The sequence below is a fragment of the Priestia sp. HNGD-A6 genome (assembly GCF_045784335.1).
In the GTDB taxonomy this organism is placed as follows: domain Bacteria; phylum Bacillota; class Bacilli; order Bacillales; family Bacillaceae_H; genus Priestia; species Priestia zanthoxyli.
The window spans coordinates 70778-90847 of record NZ_CP138621.1 but is presented as its reverse complement, the minus strand read 5'-3'; the positions used below and the strand labels follow the sequence as shown (position 1 = coordinate 90847).

Here is a 20070-nt window from a genome sequence, read left to right as displayed (position 1 = left end):
CTCCTTATTCGTTCACTTCAATTAAACTTAATGAAAAATCCCCTACCTGGCCTTTTTCATATAAATTTGTAAAAGACGTAGAGTACTGATGAATCGTTCCTTGGAAATCCAGATCTTCTTCTGGGACATTTACATGAAAAGTACCTTTATATAAAAGTGTAGTAATATCATGATATTCCTCACTTGTTACCTTAAAATCAACTGAAACTTTTGTTTTGCCTTTTACAATTTCTTGTTCATAGCTGTAAATTTGAATAGGCGTATCATTTAATACAATTTCTTGTACCACGTTAAATCGTCTCCTTTTTTAGTGCGTATGAAAAATAATAGCACTTGAAGAAGTCATGAGCAAATAAAAGAGCTTCTGGTTGCGCATGCAAAAAAAGCATGGCTTTTCGCCATGCTTGTAGTCCAAAAACGATCTTATACGCGCTTTGTACGCGTGCGTTTGAATACGAAATAAAGAACAATAATCACAAATGCCGCAACTACAAACGGAAGCGTATATTTGCTTGCTACGTCTTCAATGTTCGCCCAGTTCTCGCCTAGCTTTCCGCCTAAGTAAATAAATAAAATCGACCAAGGAATCATCGCTAACACGGTTAAAGACGTAAACTTCCAAAACGGCATTTTAGCAATACCTGCAGGGATCGAAATCGCATGTCGAACAACCGGGACAAAACGAGCGGAGAAAACCACGCCCGCGCCGTATTTATTAAACCAGTTTTCCGCAAGGTCGATATGCTTATCATGAATAAATAAGTACTTGCCGTATTTTTGAAGAAACGGACGTCCTCCGTAGGCTCCAATCCAATATAAAAACCACTGTGCAATCGTTCCGCCAATAATTCCGGCAATGACTGCTCCAGGAAAACTAATCATGCCTTTAGAAATCATATACCCCCCGTAGGCTAGTACAATTTCACTTGGAATGATTTCAATCATTAAGCCGAGCGCAATACCTAAATAGCCAAGGCTCGTTAAAAAATCCAAAATACTCGTAATAAATGAACTCACCTTTAATCACCTTACTCATTCTTTAATAATTTTACACTACTACTATATTCCAACCATCAGTATAAAAGGAAACTATGAACTCATTATGAACAGCTTACTTCCCCGTTGACTGCCGGTACCTTTTCCGCAGCTCATGCGTATGCAGATCCGCTAGGCGGACCGGAATCGGAAGCTTACTTTCTTTTGAAATAAAATGCATCATAAGCTGATATGACATGTCCAAATCAATATAGTTTCCGCACGACAGAAAAATAGGCTTTACCCCTTTGGCTGTCCTTACTACTCTACCATAAACTTCGCCATCAATCACAATATCTTCATAAGCGCCTGCTGTATCTTCAGGCATAACGTAATCATGTCCCTTGATCTTTAAATAGCTTTTCCCAATTCCAACGGTAGGTTTATTGAGAAAAAACGAAGCATGTGTGGCTACTCCCATGTGCTCGTAGTGCAAATATCCGTTGCCATCAAATAAAAACACATCGGGCTCTATTTGAAGTTTTTTAGCCGCTTCAAGAATTAAAGGAAGCTCTCGAAAAGCTAGAAACCCAGGAAGATAAGGAACCGTTACTTCTCCTACACTGTGCACTTTTTCCACAATGCTTTTCGTCTGATAATCAACCACTACAATGCTGCAAGCTCCGTAAGATATGCCGTTTTCTTCCCAATACGCAACATCAACACCAGCACAGTTATGTATATGCGTCATTTTGACGCCTGATGTTAAATCAATTTGTGCTTTTAGCTTTTGCTGAAGCGTCCGGCACTCCTCTTTCGTTTGCATCGTAAACGTATGTATATACTGAATATCCATGTTCCATTCCTTTCATTGACTGACTCACCTATTATACAACTATTTTCTAAGAAATTCCTATTCTTTTTTTCACACCTTCTATTATAGCGCTGTTTCCTTAACGTTTGATTAAAATTCCTATTCGTTTACGCATTTTTTGTAAACATCATCATGAAAAAATCCCTATTTTTCTTTACGAAATGTCAACGTTTTCTACACACTTCCTCTATATCAGCATCACATTTTTTCGTTACGCTATTTCTATACCAACGCATAGGAGAGAAATGTGATGAAAAAATATTTAGCTGGTTTAAGCGCCGTCGCCTTGTTATGCTGTTCAATCGCCTCTTCTGCTTTTGCACGCACGGAAGAAAAACTCACAAATATCGCGCACCGAGGAGCCTCTGCCTACGCACCTGAAAATACAATGGCTGCTTTTCACCAAGCGCTAGAAATGAATGCGGATTACATTGAACTTGACGTGCAGCAAAGCAAAGACGGTGTACTCGTTATTATGCATGACCGTACCGTAGACCGAACGACAAACGGAAGCGGACACATTCGAGAGTTAACGTACGCGGAGCTTCAGCGCTTGGACGCAGGAAGCTGGAAAGGGGATTCTTTTACGAATGAAAAAATTCCAACTCTTTCGCAAGTATTAGATGAATTTCAAGGAAAAATCGGTATATTAATAGAATTAAAAGCGCCGGAACTTTATCCTGGAATTGAAAAAAAAGTAGCTTTTGAAATCAACAAGCGACAGCTCGATCACGTTATCATTCAGTCTTTTAACGTTTCATCCATGAAAAAAATGCATGAGCTTCTCCCAAACGTTCCTATAGGCATACTAACTTCTTCACAGCGAGACGCAAGCCCAAATTCAATCCAGCAATTCGCCGCTTTTGCCACTTACTTTAACCCGTCTTATGACATCCTAACGCCTGCTCTTATCCACCAAGTCCATTCTGCCGGAATGAAAATATCACCGTGGTCTGGAACCAAGCGGCTTACCGCTTCATTTTTGTGGAAAACAAAAAGTGACGGAGTGATTACAAATTATCCTGATGAAGTGAATTGGGTGCAAACATCAAGTGCTATCGGACAACAGCTCGAAAAAGGAAGCGCACGCCGAGTAATTACACTTGCCGTCACAATGTGGCCATAGTTCCTGTAATCTTTTACTAGTAACCTCGTCTTCCTTACTGCCTTTTTAACGCTTCAATACGTTTGATTTCACTGAAATACCGAAAGTTCCCTTTAAAACATCTCTCCATCGTTTTAAAAAACTGCTCCGCTCCTCCTAACACCATCATAAAAAAGTCTTGTTTCGGAAGCACTGCTTTTACGGGAGGAGATGTATGCAAGGTATACAGTACAAACTGTTCAGAAGCCGATTTTAAGGTTAATACTAACGGTTGATCTGGAAAATTCATCTCTCCATACCCGGTCTCTTTTAAACTCTCCATTGCATTCAACAAATAAAGCCACATCCCATCTATAACATCCCATGCAGATACATCAAGAAGCGGCTCACCGTAGTATTCAAGTTTAATAGCTCCTTCAAGGCAAGTAAAATCAAGCTGATTAATGTAACGAATGAGTTCTTCTTCGTTTGATATATCGATAAAATAGTGCGATTCCTTTTCATATAGAGATGATAAATCGGTAATCAAAATACCTGGACGCTTAATGAATGTTTGAACACGAAACAACATTATCCCTCCATGCTCTGTTTACTTTCACAGCTCAAATAAATTTTCTCCGTCCTTATTTACCCAATACTTTTCTATTTTTGGAATCAAACCTGTAAAGTCTTCATACGTTCCTTTCCAATCCCTTGGAATATATTCTTCAAATGAAGCCGGTTCAGGAAACAGTGAGTAGAACGTTTTTTGATCAAAGTCCACTAAAAACGAAGGGCTAAAATCTAATACGTCTTCTTCATCTACGCTTTCTATTTTATCTTCAAACAGCTTTAAAAGAGTAGTTGTATCTGCTTGATACGACTCTATACGTTTTAAAAAAAGCTCAGCATTTTCATTGCTGAGAACTTCGATCCCTTTTCGTTCAGGTTCGATGTATTCATTAACCGCTGAATCACCTTCATTTTCAAAAGCTTGTGCAAACTTTACATAATCCAAATACCATAGCTCTCGATCGGTCACATACCATTGAAACTGCTTTTTATGTACTACTCCGACAATTACGTTTTCAGCATATATGGGTTCTAGCATGAGATGGACCCTCCTTGCTTTTATTAGCTTTGTGGCCTGTTATATACGATTTAATTAATCTTTAAGCACTCTCTTTTGTACTTTTTCATTCAGCTTTCGTTTTAAATATTCAGCAATTTCTATTTGTCCAAATTCCTTAGCATATCGGTACGCATCCATCTCTTTAATATTCTCACCGGTATATTGAACGGAAATATCTATACCTTGATCAACTAGATGTTCAACTACCTCTTTATGACCACCGTAAATTGCTGCGAATAATGGATTTCTTTTTGCTGAGCTTACATCTAATTCTGCTCCAGATTGGATTAAGTACTGTACTATTTCTACATGCCCCTCACCTGCTGCCACTCGTAAGGCAGAAGCATCAAATATATCCCCTTTTATATTTACATCGATTCCTTTATGCACTAGATACTCTACTATTTCCATCTGTCCTTTTTTTGCTGCTATATGCAACCAGCTACCAAATGGAGTCATGGTGTGTAGAATTGCTTTATTACTACCTATTAATTCTTTGACTGAGTTAATGTCACCACGTTTAATTGCATTTCTTATTGCTTTATTGACACTGTTTTTCTCCAAAGCATATCCCCCTTAATTTAGCTGTTTCTACCGTTTTTACTTTTAAATAGTTGTGGTCAGTGAACTTCACTGTCGTACTTGTAGTTCTTTTAAGACTTTTGTTCGCAGATCATTCACTGTTTTCCTATTCTTATCATCATTTAATAAAGAAGTTAATCTTTCTATGTAACTATCCGCATTCTCTATACATCTTTCAAAACCATTTATAAAATGCTCTACTAATTTATCATTAACTAAAGCAATGGGTTCGGGATAATATTCCACGCCTTCTCTTTCAAATGCTTTTCTACTAGTATAGGCAACTGCATCAATAATACAGTCCCAGGCTATAACATCTGTTTTATTATCTGACGTCTCTTGAATTATTGTGATACCATTTTCCTCGTGATCTAATAATTCATAAAGAGTATCTCCACTATTTTCTTTGTCTTTTAACCATTCCCAGCATTTACATATAACTTTCCGAGCTGAAATTTGATCTTCCGTACGAGAAAGTACCGGTACTACTTTTTCTGAAAGTGCCAGAAAAAATATCACTTTATCATGTTCTAAACTATTGAAATTAGCATTAGTCATTCTTAAACTCCGTTTCCACTTCTCTCACTATGATGAGCTTAACTCCTCCGTCTATATATCTTTTGCTTTTCTATGATTAGGAAAGAAATTTTTTTATGATCTTTTTATCATATTCATCTTCTGAAATAATCCCCAAGTACTTATACTCCCAAATCACCTGTTGTTCATACGGGTCAACAGTAAGAATATCTTCATACCCGTAGTCTATCTCAAATTTCCCATCATGATCTAAATGCAAAGTTAAACTTGTCCATATCTCCTGCTTGTTTTCTATAAATACATCTAACAACTCACGAAAGCACTCTAACTGTTTGTCTAATAACACTAAGTAGCTCTGTTCTGACACCTCAAATAGTTCAGGTATATCATGACTATATATAGGTTCATCGCTTCCTTTTGGATAATAAAAGAAATACGTTGTTTGAGAACCTTCTCCTACTTCTGCATACAAATAGATTTCTCGCCAGTCTTCTTGTATCATTTCCTTTAAATTATCGGCCACCTTTTGATAAATATTATTAAGCTTTAATTCCATCTACTGTCCACCTTCTGCTTTAAATATTCAGCAATTTCTATTTGTCCTCGTTCAATCGCAAATGTGTAAGCATACATTTCTTTTATGTTTTCACCAGAGTATGTAATCGATATATTAATATGATTCTCAACTAACAGTTTAACCATCTCAAAATGACCGTTATATATGGCAGCAAACAGCGGATTTCTATCTGGTTCACTGATATCAATTTCAATATTATGGTTAATAAGATACTTAGCAATATCTATATGTCCTTTTGCAGCCGCTCTTTCTAAGGCATTGGTAGAAAAAGTTCCTCCTTGTGCATTAACATCTATTCCAGCACGAATAAGGTATTGTACAATTTCTAAATGACCATGAGCTGTCGCTACATGTAGCCATGTGCCAAAAGGTGTGATCCATGTTAACATTTCTGGTTCTTTCTCAAATAAGTCTCTTACCTTATTTAAGTGACCACCTTTTATAGCACCTCTAATAGCTTTTGTCATTTGAGTTATTTCCATTTTTCGTTTTCCCTTTACTTTCTACCTTGTAGAATCCTCTCCAATATACTTCAGCACTTCCATTATATCGTCTCTCTGCTTGGTGTAATGCGCTGTAGTGTGGAAAGCTTGTTCTCTATAGCAAGACTCCATTCGTTGCTTCTTTATATACTCCTACTAGTCTTCATTACTATGATTTTGTTTGATTTTATGTAAAAGAGCCATCACTTTTTCTTTATCATGGGCATGATCTTCAATATATACGCGGCAGATTTTGTGCAAGTAAGTTAAAAACGTTTCATAATCGACAATAACACTTTTGTCAGTGTCACCCGTACCGTCTAGAAATTCAATTCCGTTTTCAACATAACCCTCTTCCCACGGCTCTAAGTCACCTGAAAATGTACAAATGTGGTACTCATTTCCATAACCAGTTTCCTCTGAAAAATAGTGTAAGACTTTTAAAAATTTTTCATCTGATAAAGCGCTATAAAAACTTATTAATGATATTGTGGTTATTTGCTTAACAAAATAAAGAATAAATAGGGCATACGTTTAAAAGGTGTTGTACGTCCTATATAATTCGTAAAAACATAATATGGGGATTTAAGGAGTTACTTATATTCTCTGAATAAAAAATGAACTATGAGTCACTAGGTGGCCCTACCACAAAAAAGAAACCTTGAAAGGCACTTTGCCATCAAGGTTTGAAATTCATTTAATTTAAGGCACATACACAATAATTTCACCAATAGGGTATGTCCCCTTCCACCCACAAGGCCAACCTCCTTGCTTATAAACTTCAAAGATTTTTTCATAAAAATTATCTGTTTTCCCATTAACTAATCGATTTAATGCACACATCGTGAGGTCTCCCTCAACTTCCTCATTAATATCAATATAATCAAAAGGAAGAAAGTCATTCGAGTAATTGTCATGGTCACTAAAAAAATCATATAAATCATCTTGCTGAGTTACTAAATCCAAATCATATACCTTTTCAACAATACTTTCTGCTTCCTGTGATTTAACATATTCCCATACAGTATCGACTTCACTTGAGTCCTGAGACCAGGCAAGGTTTTGGGCTTCATTGAAATCATTTATTACCTCTAAGTTATTTACATGAAAGTTATTCTTATTAAACATCTTATCATTACGAATAAAATCCATTACTTCTTCTACTAATTGAGTGTTTTCACCAAATTTCATTTAGATAACCACCTTTCCCATAACTCTTCGGTTGCTCCACCGCCTCTGTTCCAAACAGGCAGTTTTTTATTTTTACCACTTTTGTAAAATTCCTCGATATTATTTATTTTAGTCTTATATAACGGTAATCCATTTTCCACTCCCTTTTTTAGCTTTTGTTGTAGTTCATATACTTGTTTTTCTAACACTGCTATATCTTGATTAACATCCATTTTATCAAGCTGTTTTCTTACAACATTGTTATAAACGCTATGAAAGCCTCTATGTCTAGATAGACTACTAACATCGTCAGAAGGTATAGGTAAAAATATACCGTTTGTAGAGTCATTCATTTCCATTCCAATTTTTTTAATAACTGGATGTTTATTTAATTGAGAAGGAATTATATGTTGTGCTTGATAACCTTTCCAACTTTTAGAGCGAGGTAACCCCATTGACTCTAGTAAGTTTTTACCTAATTTAGTTGGGTCTCCTGAGGTAGGGTTTCCAGGAGTACCTGGAATAAGTCTATTAGCATTATCTATACCCTTAGTACCCGTTTGAATTTGACGTTCACTCACACGCTCTGCTTTTACAGGCTTTTCAATCATCTGCATCGTCTGTTTCTTTACATTCTGCAAGGTCTCCCTCACCGTCTGCTGGGCAAGTGCTGGACCAGCCGGCACAAGTTCTGGCATGAGTCTTGGCATACTGCTGTCTAGGATGTTGTTATACGTTTTATGTAGCGACTGAGTCCAAGAGGCCGGTGCATTTTTGACGCTTTGGTAGGCTTGCTTTGTGACGTTGGCAACGGCGCTTGTGCGAAGCGTGTTGCGCATGTTGTTGAGCTTTTCGGTTCCTTTGGTCGCAAGGCTTTGTCCCATTTTCCCCGCTACCTTCGTAGAAAGCGCTCCAGCTCCAGCAATTCCTAATGCTTGCAGAAGACTTGCTTTACGCTGCTCTTCACTGATTTTATTCCCGAACATGTCGCGTCCGGTCATGTATTCTCCTAAGCCGTTTGCAGCCACAAGACCGTAGAGGCCTTTTTCGGTTTGCTCTAGGACTTTGAAGGATTTGGCAGATTTGTAGGCGTCTAGGGCGTGATCCGCTGCGCTTAGGCCTTTAGCCGTTTTGTAGATGGCTTTTCCGCCTTTTGCGGCTCTTCCTACCCAGCCGACAACCGGAATGAAGCCGGCTGCTGCCATGGCTCCTGCTGCGACGCGCTGTGAGGTAGAAAGTTTTTCACCCGTAACAGGGTCCACGCCTTCTGCTGCTCGTTTATAATCATAATATCCGCTGACCTCTCCTGTAAAGGTAGAAACCGCGTCCCACGTTTTTTCATACCACGGCTTGTTTGCTTCTTCTTCTTGCTTTTTTTCCAGCTCGTATACTTCTTCTTGCTGCTTGTTGTAATCAACATATGAAGTGGCATAGTCGTTTAGCTTTGTTTGAACTTTATACAGCTCGCTGTCGTGATAGGCTTTTTCGTCAAAGGCAAGCTGATAGACACTTCCTCCTTGACTCGTAGCAAGCTCTAAGCCGCTTACTAGCGTATCCACTACCGCATAGAAATCGTCCATTTCGCTGTATTCTTTTGACCATTCAGCGTCAAGCTGGTTCACTGCTTCAATTGTATCGGTGCGTTTTTTCTCTGCTTCTTCTATTTTATCGTTAAACTCACTCGTTGAAAACGCTGAAATAGAGACGATATCGTCAATGCCATTTAAAATACTCTGCAGATCGTCGTGCTGCTGCGCAACCATTTCTTTAGCATTGCTATTGGCGTTTTTTAGCTCTGTTTCTAAAAATGATTCATCTACAATCGTGCTTCCTGATAGCTTTGCTTTTTCAGCTTTAACGTGAAGCGTTGAAAAATAGCTTTGCTGCATTTTAATTAAGTTTTCCCACTGTCCGGCCGTATCGGCGTGCTGCTTATAAAAAGATTTTATATTGTCAGCGCCTTTTCCTTCTAAGCTGCCATCTAAGTCCGCTACGCCCTGCAGCGCTTTTTTCAGTTCACCCAGCTGGCTTAGTAACTCATCGTAGGCTTTTTCCCTGTCTTTTGCTACATCAAACAGCGCTTTTGCATCGTATACCTTTCCCACAGTCATCCCCCTTTGCTGCTACGAATGGATAATAGATTCGTCTTGTTCTTTTAGTAAGTCTACATTAGATTTTGTATCTTTTACGTTTTTGTTTAGTGCTTTTATATAAGTAGAAATAAGCGTTTGAATTTCTTCTTCGCGCGCTTCCCATTTCTCTGTAGTATCAAGGCTGTTTTTTCCAAGGTCAGGCATTTTGCTAATGGATAAATTTCCAATCGCTGTGCTGACTGCTTCAAGCTTTTTGATAACGTCAGCGTGATCAAGCTTAATTGTCATGAAAACAGCCCCCTTCTAATTTCACTAATCTTGTTTTCTACTGCGTCATAGGCTTCTTCACCTTTAGCTAATAAAGAATCCGCTTCTCCAATAACGGCGTTCAAGCCACTCAAAGCTCCTTTTTCAGCTTCTAGCGCCCATATCTTTGTTTCAATTTCACGAATGTATCCATCGTAATCACCGTCTAAAATGCCTTTTATGTTGTCGTAGGCTGCCGTACGTTTTTCGTCAAAATCATCCGATAACGTACCCGTCCATTTGTCTCCCAGCTCAGGCTTTTTGATGTGTTCAATTTCTTTTAATGAAACAGCTTGTTCATGCTCAATTTTACTTTTAGCCGTTCTTAGCTTAGAAATTTTCCCTTCTACATCTGAGACTCTTCCAGATACTTCACCCAGCAGTCCGTCTAATACGCTTCCTAACCCCATATCGTTCCTCCTGTTCCGCACATTTCGAGTTTAATCCAATAATTATAAGTATAAAATTTGTCTCATTATAGCTAAATAGGAAAAAACTCTCTTTTTTATGCTTCTAGTTTCATGAATTGAGATAAAAATGAAAAATAAGAGAAAAAAGACTCATGTCTAAATACGTTATCCAACCATATACCGTTATCTAAAACAAAGAATAAGTAGAATAAAACCATTCCTTTGTACCCATACCCGTTTTTTTCCACAAATTAAAGCTTTTTGCGTAAAAAGACCAGCTTCACTTCGTTTTTTTACACAGCAAAAAACCTCTGCACATTCTGCAGAGGTTTTGTTTTATACTTGAACCGGCGTTGGTTCTTCAGCTGTTTGTTCGTGCTGTATAAGTCCGTAGTTTTCCCATGCTCGGCTTTTCCAGCGAAAAAACATAATAACTGCGCGCGTCCATTCATCGGCTGCGATGGCAAGCCAAATGCCAGCGAGCCCCATGTCTAAATGGAAAACGAAGAAATAACCGAGCGGCAAGCTCATCATGACCATCGACATCGCACCAATTAACACCGGATATTTGGCATCTCCCGCTGCCCGCAGCGAGTTAATCAGCACAATGTTCATCGTTCTTCCCGTTTCAAGCACAATGCTCAGAAGCAGCACCGTCGCCCCAAGCTCAATGATATGCGGATTGTCTGTAAACACGCTGATCAGCTGTGTTCTGAATGTCATCACAAGAACAACCATCATCATCGTTACGGCACTGGCCCATTTGACGCTTTTCCATACGCGATGGTACGCTTCATCTTTTTCGTTTCCGCCTACTAAACGGCCGACAATAATCGCTGTACCCATTCCAATTGCAATGGCAAATAAGTAAATGAACATTGAAATATTCATCGCGTACTGTCTCGCAGCAAGTGATTCTGCTCCTAGGTAGGTTGCATAGTATAAAAAGACAATTTGACAGCCTTGATACATCACTTGTTCGAAAGCCGACGGAATACCGATTTTTAAAATTTTACCGATATATTCTTTTGAAAGCGTAATGTAGTATTGAAATTTCACTCTATATTCCATCACTTGATACAGCAGCCAAAAGAACACAATAAGGGCAACGAATCGGCTGAACGCAGATGAAATCGCTGCTCCTTGCACGCCCATTTCCGGAAAGCCGAACTTCCCGAAGATTAAAGCATAGTTTCCTGCAATATGAAAAATGTTCATTCCAAGTGAAACAAACATTGCCTGCTTCGTAAAGCCATGTACGCGAATAATCGCTGCAAGAGAGTTAATAATCGCTTGAAGAAAAATAGCTCCTCCGACGATGGATAAATAGCTTTGTGCATACATCAGCACGTCACCTTGTAAGTTCATCGCTTCCATCATATGCCTTGAAAACAAAAGAAAACCCGCGCTAATAACTAGCCCGACTCCTAAATTTAACGTAACGGCCAAAGCAGAAATCTTTGACGCTTCCATATACCGTTTTGATCCTAAATACTGAGAGACAACAATTGCCGCTCCGTTACCAATGACCTCTAACACCAAAATCGCAATGTGAAGGTATTGATTGGCTGCTCCGACTCCTGATACGGCATCATCCGACAGCGCACTTAGCATAAAGGTATCAGCAATCCCCATTAACATAAAAAGAAACACTTCTAAAAAGATCGGCCACGTTAAGAAAAACAAATTCAGCTTTTCTTTTGGCCCTTTTTTTGTTTTGACCGCGGTCATCCCATCACCTTCTTTACCGATATCCAATTTCAAACAAGAAGTATCTTACCACACATTTCCTTTGTATACATCCCCTTTTTAGCACATTTTTTATTTTATTTGTTTAGGCATAAAAAAAGCCGCTCCCTTAGAGGAAGCAGCTTTTTTCCGTTATTAAATTGAAATTTTCACTTCTGCATTCATACCTGGAAGAACTTTATCTGATGCATCATCAATTGAAATTTTCACCGGTACTTTTTGCGTTACTTTTGTGTAGTTTCCTGTATTTTGAGCAGGAAGCATAGAAGACACTGAGTTTGTTGCGCGACCGATTGCTTCAACATGGCCTTTAAAGACTTTACCTGAATCTCCGTCCACTGTAATGTCGACGCTGTCTCCTTCTTCTAAGTCACCTAGGTCTGTTTCTTTAATGTTTGCATTGATGTAGATTTTAGATAAATCAGCTGTTTGTGCTAACACATCGCCAGCTTTTACTAATTGATTTTGAGATGCGTTGTTTTTAATAATTGTTCCGTCAATCATAGACGTTACGTCTGTTGATTTTTCGCCTTCTTTTAAGCTTCCAACAGAATCACCTTGAGAAACGCTATCTCCTTCTTTTACATTCCATTCGCTTAACTGACCGTTAGCTGAAGCGATGACTTGTGAAAGCGGTGCTTCTACCTGCGCTTCATCTGTTTTAACGTAATTTGCTTTTTCGTAGAAATAATATCCACCAAAGCCTACTAGTAATAAAATCACAATGATTCCAACAATGTTAGTAACCAATAAACGACTTTTACTCATCGGAATTCCTTCTTTCTATAGTTAGTATATTATACAGATGTTTCTTCTGTTTGAGGTGCCGGCAGCATTTTTCTTTCTTCTTGCGGCTCAGCTTCTTCTTGAATCTCTTCTTTTTGAACAAGAATTCTATTTTCACCGCTCCACGCTTTACTTAGTGAAGCAATGAGCATAATTACGCCTAAAATACCAAGCATGAAAAATAAGTTGTGATACGCATGTAAAATCGATGCTTTTTTAGCGCCTGCTACAACAGCCGTCACAGCCGATGTTTTTGCATCTGCTTGACTCATTCCCATACCCATATAGCGTTTAATCATTTCAGACAGCTGCATCTTCACCTGAGGATCTACTGAGCTAATTTGACCTCGAAAATCTTCATAATAAATCGCGTTTTGTCGAACAACAAACCACCCAATCACAGGTGCCACAATGGCTCCTAATAAATTTCGAATGGAGTGCAGTGAAATCGAACGCATCGAAGCTTGATGTAAATCTCCGGCTAGTGCCGCTCCTAATGCACCAGATACCAGTGCCATACTAACACCCATACCAAAGAGCATAATGTGAACATATAAACTTACTAGTGATGTATCGGCTGATACGTTCACCCAGCTAAATCCTACAATGACAATAAGAAGTGATCCAATTGCTCCAAGGTAACCTGGACCAAACTTGTCATATAAGAATGTCGTTGCAAATGCTGAAATCAGTACCCCAACAAAAAAGTATAAATAAAAATAAGAAAGCGTGGTGTACGATGCATTTTGCACATTTTGCATGACGCCATTAATACCTGCAATTGCTAAGATGTATGCCATATGACCGCCAATGGCCATAATTGTACCTGCAACTGGTTTTACGGCTAGCAGCGATTTTAATGGTACTAGCGGATTTTCAGCCGCTAAATCAACTAAGACAAAAATGACAACTAACCCTGCTGCAGCTAGTAAGAACGGCCACACTTGGATAGAAGCAAATCCTTCGTATCTTAGTTCATACAGTGGATACACTAATAAAATCATAATAAGACTAAGAATAAAGATACTTTTCTTATCCACTGGACGGTCTTCTTGCTGAGTTGGATCATGAGCAGGTAATACCTTATATCCGATAAACAGAGAGACAAGAGAAGCTATTATTCCTAAAACAAAAACCCAGCGCCAATTATCCATGCTAAGAGATACAGCGCCTAAAAAAGCTCCAATCGCCGTTGAACCGAACAGTCCGCCGATCGCTAATACTAAAAAGAAGTTTCGGATTTTATTCGGAAACGAAATCAGCGCAGCTGGAATAATGGTTAAAAACAGCATTCCTGAGCTTAAGCCTTGAATCAGACGACCAAGGGATAAAAACGCCACATTTTCAGAAAAAACGTTGATAATCGAACCTGCTAAAAAGACTAAAACGAACGTTAAGTATGCTTTACGTACGCCATATTTTTTCGCAAGCATCGGACCAATTGGTACCCCAAGTCCAAATGCCAAGTTAGAAATAATAGATGGCAATAGTAAGCTTTGTGTACTCGCATCAAATCGATTTTGAATCAATACTTGATTGACCGTGTAAGATAAATTCAAAAAATACTGAGGGCCAATTGAAAATAGCGTTAAAATCGCCATAATTAAGTATTTAGGTACGCTTAAACCTTGTTTGTCGGAGGCTACTGCTGGATTATTCTGACTCATATTTATTCCTCCTTTTGTTAAATTCTTTTCATATGACTAACAATTCCTTACATATTTTATTGTACAAGTTGTATCATGCAAGTTATAGCAGCACTACATATTATACATCTTTTAATGAAGAAATCAACTTCTTTGTTTCAACTTAAAAAGACTATTTTTCAATAGCCTTTTGTTCATCTATATGTATTCGCTTTAACATCCATTACTGCGCCATCTTTTAAAATCAAGATTCAAGCGTGATAAACTTTTTTCCAGTGCCAAAACCTCTTCTTCCGACCAATTTTCTAACACTTCAGCATAGGCTTGTTTACGCTTGCTTTGTACATGCTGCAAAATATCTTTCCCTGCATCCGTCATTTCAATTAAACTAATCCGCCCATTTTCTGGACTCGGAAAGCGACGAACAAACTGTTTAGTCTCAAGCGCAGATACTTGCCGGCTAGCTGTCGATAAGCTCAGCTTTAAATTTTCAGCTAATGCATTAATCCCGAGCGGACTGCGCTGATCTAGCTCGCTTAACAGTAAATACTCAGAACGGTCCAAGCTTCCAAGCTTAGGGCTGTGCGTCGTTGTTAGACGAACAAGCAGCGCAATTTCGTGTTCTATGGTTTGCAGCGAGTCTCGCTTCACCTCTGTCTCCCCCTTTATCTCATGAAACATTCTGTACTTTTCGATATGTTTACTATACCGCAACCGTTCGCGTGAACCAACCTTTTTTCCGTTTTTCTTCTATTATATAGAAAGATATCATAGATGAGGTACATTTAATTCCAACATCACAGGACAGTGGTCGCTTCCCATTACATGCGGATGAATAATAGCTTCTTGAATAACGGATTTGATTCTCTCCGATACGATAAAATAATCAATGCGCCATCCGATATTTCGTTCTCTCACTTTGTTCATATACGACCACCACGTATAGGCTTCTTCTTGATTCGGATACAAATAACGAAATGTATCAAGAAATCCGCTAGCAAGAAGCGTCGTCATTTTCCCTCGCTCTTCTATTGTAAAACCAGAATTTCCTCGGTTTGGCTTTGGATTACGCAAATCAATCTCTGCGTGTGCTACGTTTAAGTCTCCGCACAAAATCACCGCTTTACGGCTATTCAATTTGTTTAAGTACACGAGCAAATCGTCTTCCCATTGAAGCCTTTCTTCAAGCCTTGCTAAATCTCTTTTAGAATTTGGCGTATACACATTTACTACATAGCATTGTTCAAATTCAAGCGTAATGATACGTCCTTCGTCTTCCGATTCTTTATCCACACCGTATGAAACCGATAAAGGCTTCTGCTTTGTAAAAACAGCCGTTCCAGAATAGCCTTTTTTCACGGCGTAATTCCAATACTGATAATACCCTTCTAGCTGCAAATCAATTTGGCCTTCCTGCAGCTTCGTCTCTTGAATACAAAATACATCTGCATCCACTTCTTGAAAATAATCTAAAAAACCTTTTCGCACACACGCGCGAATGCCATTTACGTTCCAGGAAATCAACTTCATAAACTGTCCACGTTCTCCTCACTTGATTTATGTATCAGTGTTTAGTGTAGACAATTTTTTGCACGAGTTCAAATAATTTAAAGAGCACCCTTCTTTTTAAGGTATTCCTGATATTTCTTCTTATTTTATTTTCTGTACCTCAAACACTAGATACAAGAGGTGAAACATAATGTCAACAAACTACACGTATGAAAATAACGAAGAAGTTTCTACTGTTTCTAAAAAAGAAGAGCACCCTACTAAAGAATGCGAAACACAGAATCAAACGGCGCTTACTAAAGAAGATTTTTCTTTAAATGATTCTGCCATTAAGCACTTTAGCAGGTAATTCATAAAAATAAAAACCCGTTAACTGGTAGCAAGACTTGCTTTCTCAAGCTCTTGCTATCCATTTCTTAAAAACAAGGTGATCATATGCTAAAAACCATTCAAATGATAGAAGCCATTAAAAAACATTCTATGCCTTTTGCTAATTTCGATGACTTACTGCCGCTTATTAACAAGTCAAGCCGCGCTCAATACGTACTTCTCGGTGAAGCATCTCACGGTACATCTGAATTTTACAAAATTCGAGCAGCTATTACGAAAGAATTAATTCAGCATCATGATTTTTCTTTTATAGCAGTGGAAGGAGACTGGCCTTCGTGTTTTGAAGTTAATCGCTATATTAAAGGATATACAAATCAATACGCGAATGCCGAAGATGTCTTAAAAACTTTTAACCGCTGGCCTTCATGGATGTGGGCTAATCAAGAAATCAAAGAATTAATTGAATGGCTTCGGGATTATAACAACAACTTACCAGCACATCAGCCGAAAGTAGGTTTTTACGGCTTAGATGTATACAGCCTGTGGGAATCGATGGAAGCTATTATTGAGTACTTAGAAAACAATCACGCTCCTGATGCAAAGAAAGCGAAAAAAGCCTTTGAATGCTTTGAACCTTTTCATCGCGAAGCACAGATGTACGGAATTTCTTCTGCCCTTTACGGAAAGAACTGCATGGTAGAAATCTTAGAGCTTTTACAAACCATTCAGCAAAAGAAAGATACCTATACTCATGAGCCTGAGGCTGCGCTTAGTATGCAGGTAAATGCGCTGGTAGCAAGCAATGCTGAAGCTTATTATCATACGATGATTACTAACGACAATGAATCGTGGAATATTCGCGATCGTCATATGGTAGAAGCTTTAAAATATATTCAAGCTTACTACAAAGATAGCGCTAAAGGAATTGTATGGGAGCATAACACTCACATCGGAGATGCAAGAGCAACGGACATGAAAAGCAGCGGCATGGTGAATGTAGGTCAGCTTACCCGTGAAGAATACGGACCGAAGCATGTTTACGCCGTCGGATTCGGGACTCATCACGGCACGGTCATTGCTTCTGATAGCTGGGGTAATCCTCAGCAGGAGTTAACCGTTCCTCCAGCTATAGAAGGAAGCTGGGAAGATACCATTCACCGAGCAGGTGCTTTTGATCAATATCTCATGTTCACAGAGGAAAACCGAAATTTTTTTCATTCAACGATAGGCCACCGTGCCATTGGTGTTGTATATGACCCAGAGATTGAACAATACGGAAATTATGTTCCTTCTCGCTTGTCAAAACGATATGATGCTTTTATTTATGTAGAAAAAACACACGCCTTATCGCCACTCATCTTTTAATTAAATAAGCGGACTTCCAACGAAGTCCGCTTATTTTTATTGCAAAAAGCTACGAATCGTATCGGTCACCAGTGCATGATCTTCTTCTTGTGACATGCCTGATACGGTGATGGTTCCAATTACACCGACGTTTTTAACCGAAATCGGAAATGACCCGCCTACCGCTTCGAATTCCTGAGGGTTCGCTGCATAAAACTGCGCGTAAGAACGATCTTTTAACTCGCAGTACAGCTTCATATAATATGAGCTGTGATGATGGCGAAGAACGGTGTTTGATTTTCGTTTAATCCATTCTTCGTGATCGGGAATGGCCCCTTCCATCGCATGGTGAAAGAGAGTTTGACCATTTCGTTTAATACTTACAGTTACTGCCTTACCCTTACTTTTTGCTTCATTAATAATTGCTGTTCCCATCTGCAAAGCTTGGTCATTTGTAAATTGATGAAAGATTAGTTCTTTTTCCTGTTGAACTACTTTTTCAAGCAGCGTCTCTACCGAATGATTACTCACTGTTTCTCGCTCCTTAGTTAAAATAAACCGCTCGTTTTTCTTTGCTGCTTTCAAATGCCGCTTCGATAACTTTAACCACGTCACGAGCTTCTTCTGCTGAAACCGGAAGTTTTTCTCCTCGAAGCAGGCTGTCGGCAATTTTTTGATAATACGTCACATAAGAACCTTGCAGCGTTTCAATTTCTGTTGTTTCTCCTTCGCCCGTTGTCAGCTTACCGTAGTGTTCAGGATGATCTGCTCCCCACGTATCATCCACAGGCTTCTTGCCGGCTCTTAGCATATCTTCTTGGCCGTCAATTCCGTATTTGATATAGCTTGCTTTTGTTCCGTGAACTTGAAAGCGCGGCCCGTTGCTTGGCACAATGGCGCTTGAATGTAAAATAACGCGAAGAGAACCGTATCCAAGCACTACGTGGAAGTAATCATCCGTACGTGCATGATCTCGCTGACCAAATACATCAGCTTGAACAAATTCAGGCATTCCAAAAAGGTGTAAAGCTTGGTCAATTAAATGAGATCCTAAATCGTAAAGCGCTCCTGATCCAGGTCCTTCATTCTCTCTCCAACGGTCTCGAACAGCTGGACGATAGCGGTCAAAATGAGCTTCATACATTTTAACGTCGCCTAATTTCCCTTCTTCAATCAGCTGTTTCACCGTCAAATAATCATTATCCCATCTGCGGTTATGATAGACGCTTAGTTGAACACCTTGTTCTTTTGCTAATTGAATTAATTCATTTGCTTCTTTTTTTGATACGACCATCGGCTTTTCAACAATTACATGCTTGCCTGCGCGTAGTGCGTCTTTCACCATTTCATAGTGCATGCCGCTAGGCGTTGTAATAATCACTAAATCAATGCTGTCATCTTCTAGAAGTTCAGACAGAGTGCTCACTACTTCAACATCTTCTAAGTCGCTCTTTACTTTTTCAGGATTTGAACTCATTACCTTTGAAATATGAAATTCGTCTAACACGCTTAAAAGCGGCGTGTGAAAGACCGTTGCTGAAAATCCGTATCCTACTAATCCTACTTTTATTTTTTTCATCGTTTTTCCTCTCCTTTATCAAAATCTGTGACGATAAGCCGCACTTGATTTTGTTCTATTTTTTCTTTTACATCCGCTTCTGGGTCTTTATTTGTAATTAAGATATCAATGTCGCTCATATCACATACTCGATGTAAAAATTCACGTTCAAACTTCGTATGATCCGCAAGCATAATCACTTGTCTTGCACATTGAATCATCTGTCTTTTTAAAAACGCTTCTTCTTCACTTGGAGACGTAATACCATCTGCACCAACGCCGCACGTACCTAAAAACAGCTGATCTACTTTGTATTCCTGCAACGTAGAAATCGTTCTTGGCCCGGTGACGTTACGGTTTTTCCCGTTAAACTTGCCCGGCAGCAAAAACGTATCACACGGGGTATATTGATCGAGCAAATCCACATTATCAATGGAATTTGTAATAACGTTTACATGCTTTACATCCATGTACTTCGCCATCAGTGCGATGGTCGAGGACGTATCTAAAAGCACGTCATACCCCTCCGACATTAACGCAGCTGCTTCTTTAGCAATTTGTTCTTTCGCTTTGGTAGGCGTCCGTTCACTGTAATCAATGATATGACTTGACGATAGCGTTGCTCCGCCTTTAACTCTCATAACCTCGCCGTTTTCTTCAAGCTTGACTAAATCACGCCTCGCCGTATCTTTTGAAACGGTGAACATATCGCAAATTTCGTCTAATGTAATCGTGCGGTGTGTGTGAAGGTATTCAATAATCGCACTCATGCGCTGTTCTTGATACACCCGAATACCCTCCTTTTTTACTTTGATATGAGCTAATTGTAGCGCAAAGAAAAGTTAAAAACCAGCAAAAAACTTAAAATAATTAAGTTTTTTGCATTTTTAACTTAAATTATAAACGTACACGAACGCCTTTTGGAA

Annotated in this window: 25 protein-coding genes; 3 read left to right on the top strand and 22 right to left on the bottom strand. The window is 38.9% G+C overall.

Going from position 1 to position 20070, the window contains the following annotated elements:
• Window positions 1–4: 4 nt before the first annotated feature.
• From SCI76_RS00465 to SCI76_RS00455, 3 genes are all read right to left on the bottom strand, one after another.
• Window positions 5–289, bottom strand: a complete 285-nt coding sequence (locus SCI76_RS00465; RefSeq protein ID WP_014459792.1) for a DUF3219 family protein — start codon at window positions 287–289, stop codon at window positions 5–7.
• Window positions 290–423: 134 nt separating this feature from the next.
• On the bottom strand, window positions 424–1017 hold the full coding sequence (locus SCI76_RS00460) for a DedA family protein (protein WP_098249550.1): 594 nt from the start codon (window positions 1015–1017) through the stop codon (window positions 424–426).
• A 94-nt stretch (window positions 1018–1111) separates the two neighbouring features.
• Window positions 1112–1831, bottom strand: a complete 720-nt coding sequence (locus tag SCI76_RS00455; protein WP_063247848.1) for an endonuclease V — start codon at window positions 1829–1831, stop codon at window positions 1112–1114.
• 268 nt (window positions 1832–2099) lie between these two features.
• Between SCI76_RS00455 and SCI76_RS00450 the strand changes: the two genes are divergently transcribed.
• Window positions 2100–2975 (top strand): glycerophosphodiester phosphodiesterase family protein, encoded by an 876-nt coding sequence (locus SCI76_RS00450; RefSeq protein ID WP_063247847.1) that lies wholly within the window; start codon window positions 2100–2102, stop codon window positions 2973–2975.
• Window positions 2976–3009: 34 nt separating this feature from the next.
• Here the strand turns inward: SCI76_RS00450 and SCI76_RS00445 are convergent, their stop codons facing one another.
• The 16 genes from SCI76_RS00445 to SCI76_RS00370 all read right to left on the bottom strand — a co-directional run bounded on the left by SCI76_RS00445 (window position 3010) and on the right by SCI76_RS00370 (window position 15933).
• Complete coding sequence (locus SCI76_RS00445; RefSeq protein ID WP_407544862.1) at window positions 3010–3525, bottom strand: hypothetical protein; 516 nt, start codon at window positions 3523–3525, stop codon at window positions 3010–3012.
• 24 nt (window positions 3526–3549) lie between these two features.
• Window positions 3550–4044 (bottom strand): hypothetical protein, encoded by a 495-nt coding sequence (locus SCI76_RS00440; protein WP_407544860.1) that lies wholly within the window; start codon window positions 4042–4044, stop codon window positions 3550–3552.
• 54 nt (window positions 4045–4098) lie between these two features.
• A complete protein-coding gene (locus tag SCI76_RS00435; RefSeq protein WP_048019169.1) occupies window positions 4099–4629 on the bottom strand; it encodes an ankyrin repeat domain-containing protein in 531 nt (176 codons plus the stop codon).
• A gap of 66 nt (window positions 4630–4695) precedes the next feature.
• Window positions 4696–5205 (bottom strand): Imm6 family immunity protein, encoded by a 510-nt coding sequence (locus tag SCI76_RS00430; RefSeq protein ID WP_048019168.1) that lies wholly within the window; start codon window positions 5203–5205, stop codon window positions 4696–4698.
• A gap of 76 nt (window positions 5206–5281) precedes the next feature.
• Window positions 5282–5740: an antitoxin YezG family protein gene (locus SCI76_RS00425; protein ID WP_048019167.1), complete on the bottom strand. Its 459-nt coding sequence runs from the start codon at window positions 5738–5740 to the stop codon at window positions 5282–5284.
• A complete protein-coding gene (locus SCI76_RS00420) occupies window positions 5731–6243 on the bottom strand; it encodes an ankyrin repeat domain-containing protein (protein ID WP_048019166.1) in 513 nt (170 codons plus the stop codon). The genes SCI76_RS00425 and SCI76_RS00420 overlap by 10 nt, the downstream gene beginning before the upstream one ends.
• A gap of 156 nt (window positions 6244–6399) precedes the next feature.
• Window positions 6400–6723: a ribonuclease toxin immunity protein CdiI gene (gene cdiI, locus SCI76_RS00415; protein ID WP_230683483.1), complete on the bottom strand. Its 324-nt coding sequence runs from the start codon at window positions 6721–6723 to the stop codon at window positions 6400–6402.
• A gap of 222 nt (window positions 6724–6945) precedes the next feature.
• Window positions 6946–7434 (bottom strand): hypothetical protein, encoded by a 489-nt coding sequence (locus SCI76_RS00410; RefSeq protein WP_048019165.1) that lies wholly within the window; start codon window positions 7432–7434, stop codon window positions 6946–6948.
• Complete coding sequence (locus SCI76_RS00405) at window positions 7431–9524, bottom strand: T7SS effector LXG polymorphic toxin (protein WP_407544856.1); 2094 nt, start codon at window positions 9522–9524, stop codon at window positions 7431–7433. The genes SCI76_RS00410 and SCI76_RS00405 overlap by 4 nt, the downstream gene beginning before the upstream one ends.
• A gap of 12 nt (window positions 9525–9536) precedes the next feature.
• Window positions 9537–9794 carry a YwqI/YxiC family protein gene (locus tag SCI76_RS00400; protein WP_013083474.1) on the bottom strand — a complete coding sequence of 86 codons (258 nt, stop codon included), beginning with the start codon at window positions 9792–9794 and terminating at the stop codon, window positions 9537–9539.
• Window positions 9791–10222 carry a DUF5082 family protein gene (locus SCI76_RS00395; protein ID WP_013057382.1) on the bottom strand — a complete coding sequence of 144 codons (432 nt, stop codon included), beginning with the start codon at window positions 10220–10222 and terminating at the stop codon, window positions 9791–9793. Before SCI76_RS00395 ends, SCI76_RS00400 begins: the two co-directional genes overlap by 4 nt.
• A 336-nt stretch (window positions 10223–10558) precedes the next feature.
• Window positions 10559–11953, bottom strand: coding sequence for an MATE family efflux transporter (locus tag SCI76_RS00390; protein WP_063247844.1), 1395 nt, complete (start codon window positions 11951–11953; stop codon window positions 10559–10561).
• Window positions 11954–12106: 153 nt separating this feature from the next.
• Entirely contained in the window at window positions 12107–12739 is a 633-nt protein-coding gene (locus SCI76_RS00385) for an HlyD family secretion protein (RefSeq protein WP_025751627.1), read from the bottom strand.
• A gap of 29 nt (window positions 12740–12768) precedes the next feature.
• Window positions 12769–14424, bottom strand: coding sequence for an MFS transporter (locus SCI76_RS00380; RefSeq protein WP_115654112.1), 1656 nt, complete (start codon window positions 14422–14424; stop codon window positions 12769–12771).
• A gap of 192 nt (window positions 14425–14616) precedes the next feature.
• Window positions 14617–15054: a MarR family winged helix-turn-helix transcriptional regulator gene (locus SCI76_RS00375; RefSeq protein WP_014459764.1), complete on the bottom strand. Its 438-nt coding sequence runs from the start codon at window positions 15052–15054 to the stop codon at window positions 14617–14619.
• Window positions 15055–15171: 117 nt separating this feature from the next.
• Complete coding sequence (locus SCI76_RS00370) at window positions 15172–15933, bottom strand: exodeoxyribonuclease III (protein ID WP_048019159.1); 762 nt, start codon at window positions 15931–15933, stop codon at window positions 15172–15174.
• A gap of 169 nt (window positions 15934–16102) precedes the next feature.
• On the opposite strand from SCI76_RS00370, the gene SCI76_RS00365 reads away from it, so the two are divergent.
• Entirely contained in the window at window positions 16103–16261 is a 159-nt protein-coding gene (locus tag SCI76_RS00365; RefSeq protein WP_014459762.1) for a hypothetical protein, read from the top strand.
• Between the two features lie 86 nt (window positions 16262–16347).
• Window positions 16348–17607 carry an erythromycin esterase family protein gene (locus SCI76_RS00360; RefSeq protein ID WP_048019158.1) on the top strand — a complete coding sequence of 420 codons (1260 nt, stop codon included), beginning with the start codon at window positions 16348–16350 and terminating at the stop codon, window positions 17605–17607.
• Window positions 17608–17643: 36 nt separating this feature from the next.
• Here SCI76_RS00360 and SCI76_RS00355 read toward each other — a convergent pair whose 3' ends face one another.
• Genes SCI76_RS00355 through SCI76_RS00345 form a run of 3 tightly spaced genes read right to left on the bottom strand, consistent with a single transcriptional unit; the run spans window position 17644 to window position 19932 of the window.
• Complete coding sequence (locus SCI76_RS00355; protein ID WP_045291802.1) at window positions 17644–18117, bottom strand: heme-degrading domain-containing protein; 474 nt, start codon at window positions 18115–18117, stop codon at window positions 17644–17646.
• 13 nt (window positions 18118–18130) lie between these two features.
• Window positions 18131–19165 carry an oxidoreductase gene (locus SCI76_RS00350; RefSeq protein ID WP_048019157.1) on the bottom strand — a complete coding sequence of 345 codons (1035 nt, stop codon included), beginning with the start codon at window positions 19163–19165 and terminating at the stop codon, window positions 18131–18133.
• Window positions 19162–19932, bottom strand: a complete 771-nt coding sequence (locus tag SCI76_RS00345; RefSeq protein WP_048019156.1) for a DeoR/GlpR family DNA-binding transcription regulator — start codon at window positions 19930–19932, stop codon at window positions 19162–19164. Before SCI76_RS00345 ends, SCI76_RS00350 begins: the two co-directional genes overlap by 4 nt.
• Between the last annotated feature and the right edge of the window lie 138 nt (window positions 19933–20070).

Coding starts and splice junctions, on each gene's coding strand:
- SCI76_RS00420 (WP_048019166.1), bottom strand. CDS start 6,243: ATGGAAATAACTCAAATGACAAAAGCTATTAGAGGTGCTATAAAAGGT.
- SCI76_RS00440 (WP_407544860.1), bottom strand. CDS start 4,044: ATGCTAGAACCCATATATGCTGAAAACGTAATTGTCGGAGTAGTACAT.
- SCI76_RS00380 (WP_115654112.1), bottom strand. CDS start 14,424: ATGAGTCAGAATAATCCAGCAGTAGCCTCCGACAAACAAGGTTTAAGC.
- SCI76_RS00410 (WP_048019165.1), bottom strand. CDS start 7,434: ATGAAATTTGGTGAAAACACTCAATTAGTAGAAGAAGTAATGGATTTT.
- SCI76_RS00400 (WP_013083474.1), bottom strand. CDS start 9,794: ATGACAATTAAGCTTGATCACGCTGACGTTATCAAAAAGCTTGAAGCA.
- SCI76_RS00445 (WP_407544862.1), bottom strand. CDS start 3,525: ATGTTGTTTCGTGTTCAAACATTCATTAAGCGTCCAGGTATTTTGATT.
- SCI76_RS00390 (WP_063247844.1), bottom strand. CDS start 11,953: ATGACCGCGGTCAAAACAAAAAAAGGGCCAAAAGAAAAGCTGAATTTG.
- SCI76_RS00405 (WP_407544856.1), bottom strand. CDS start 9,524: ATGACTGTGGGAAAGGTATACGATGCAAAAGCGCTGTTTGATGTAGCA.
- SCI76_RS00395 (WP_013057382.1), bottom strand. CDS start 10,222: ATGGGGTTAGGAAGCGTATTAGACGGACTGCTGGGTGAAGTATCTGGA.
- SCI76_RS00370 (WP_048019159.1), bottom strand. CDS start 15,933: ATGAAGTTGATTTCCTGGAACGTAAATGGCATTCGCGCGTGTGTGCGA.
- SCI76_RS00430 (WP_048019168.1), bottom strand. CDS start 5,205: ATGACTAATGCTAATTTCAATAGTTTAGAACATGATAAAGTGATATTT.
- SCI76_RS00385 (WP_025751627.1), bottom strand. CDS start 12,739: ATGAGTAAAAGTCGTTTATTGGTTACTAACATTGTTGGAATCATTGTG.
- SCI76_RS00450 (WP_063247847.1), top strand. CDS start 2,100: ATGAAAAAATATTTAGCTGGTTTAAGCGCCGTCGCCTTGTTATGCTGT.
- SCI76_RS00360 (WP_048019158.1), top strand. CDS start 16,348: ATGCTAAAAACCATTCAAATGATAGAAGCCATTAAAAAACATTCTATG.
- SCI76_RS00425 (WP_048019167.1), bottom strand. CDS start 5,740: ATGGAATTAAAGCTTAATAATATTTATCAAAAGGTGGCCGATAATTTA.
- SCI76_RS00350 (WP_048019157.1), bottom strand. CDS start 19,165: ATGAAAAAAATAAAAGTAGGATTAGTAGGATACGGATTTTCAGCAACG.
- SCI76_RS00365 (WP_014459762.1), top strand. CDS start 16,103: ATGTCAACAAACTACACGTATGAAAATAACGAAGAAGTTTCTACTGTT.
- SCI76_RS00455 (WP_063247848.1), bottom strand. CDS start 1,831: ATGGATATTCAGTATATACATACGTTTACGATGCAAACGAAAGAGGAG.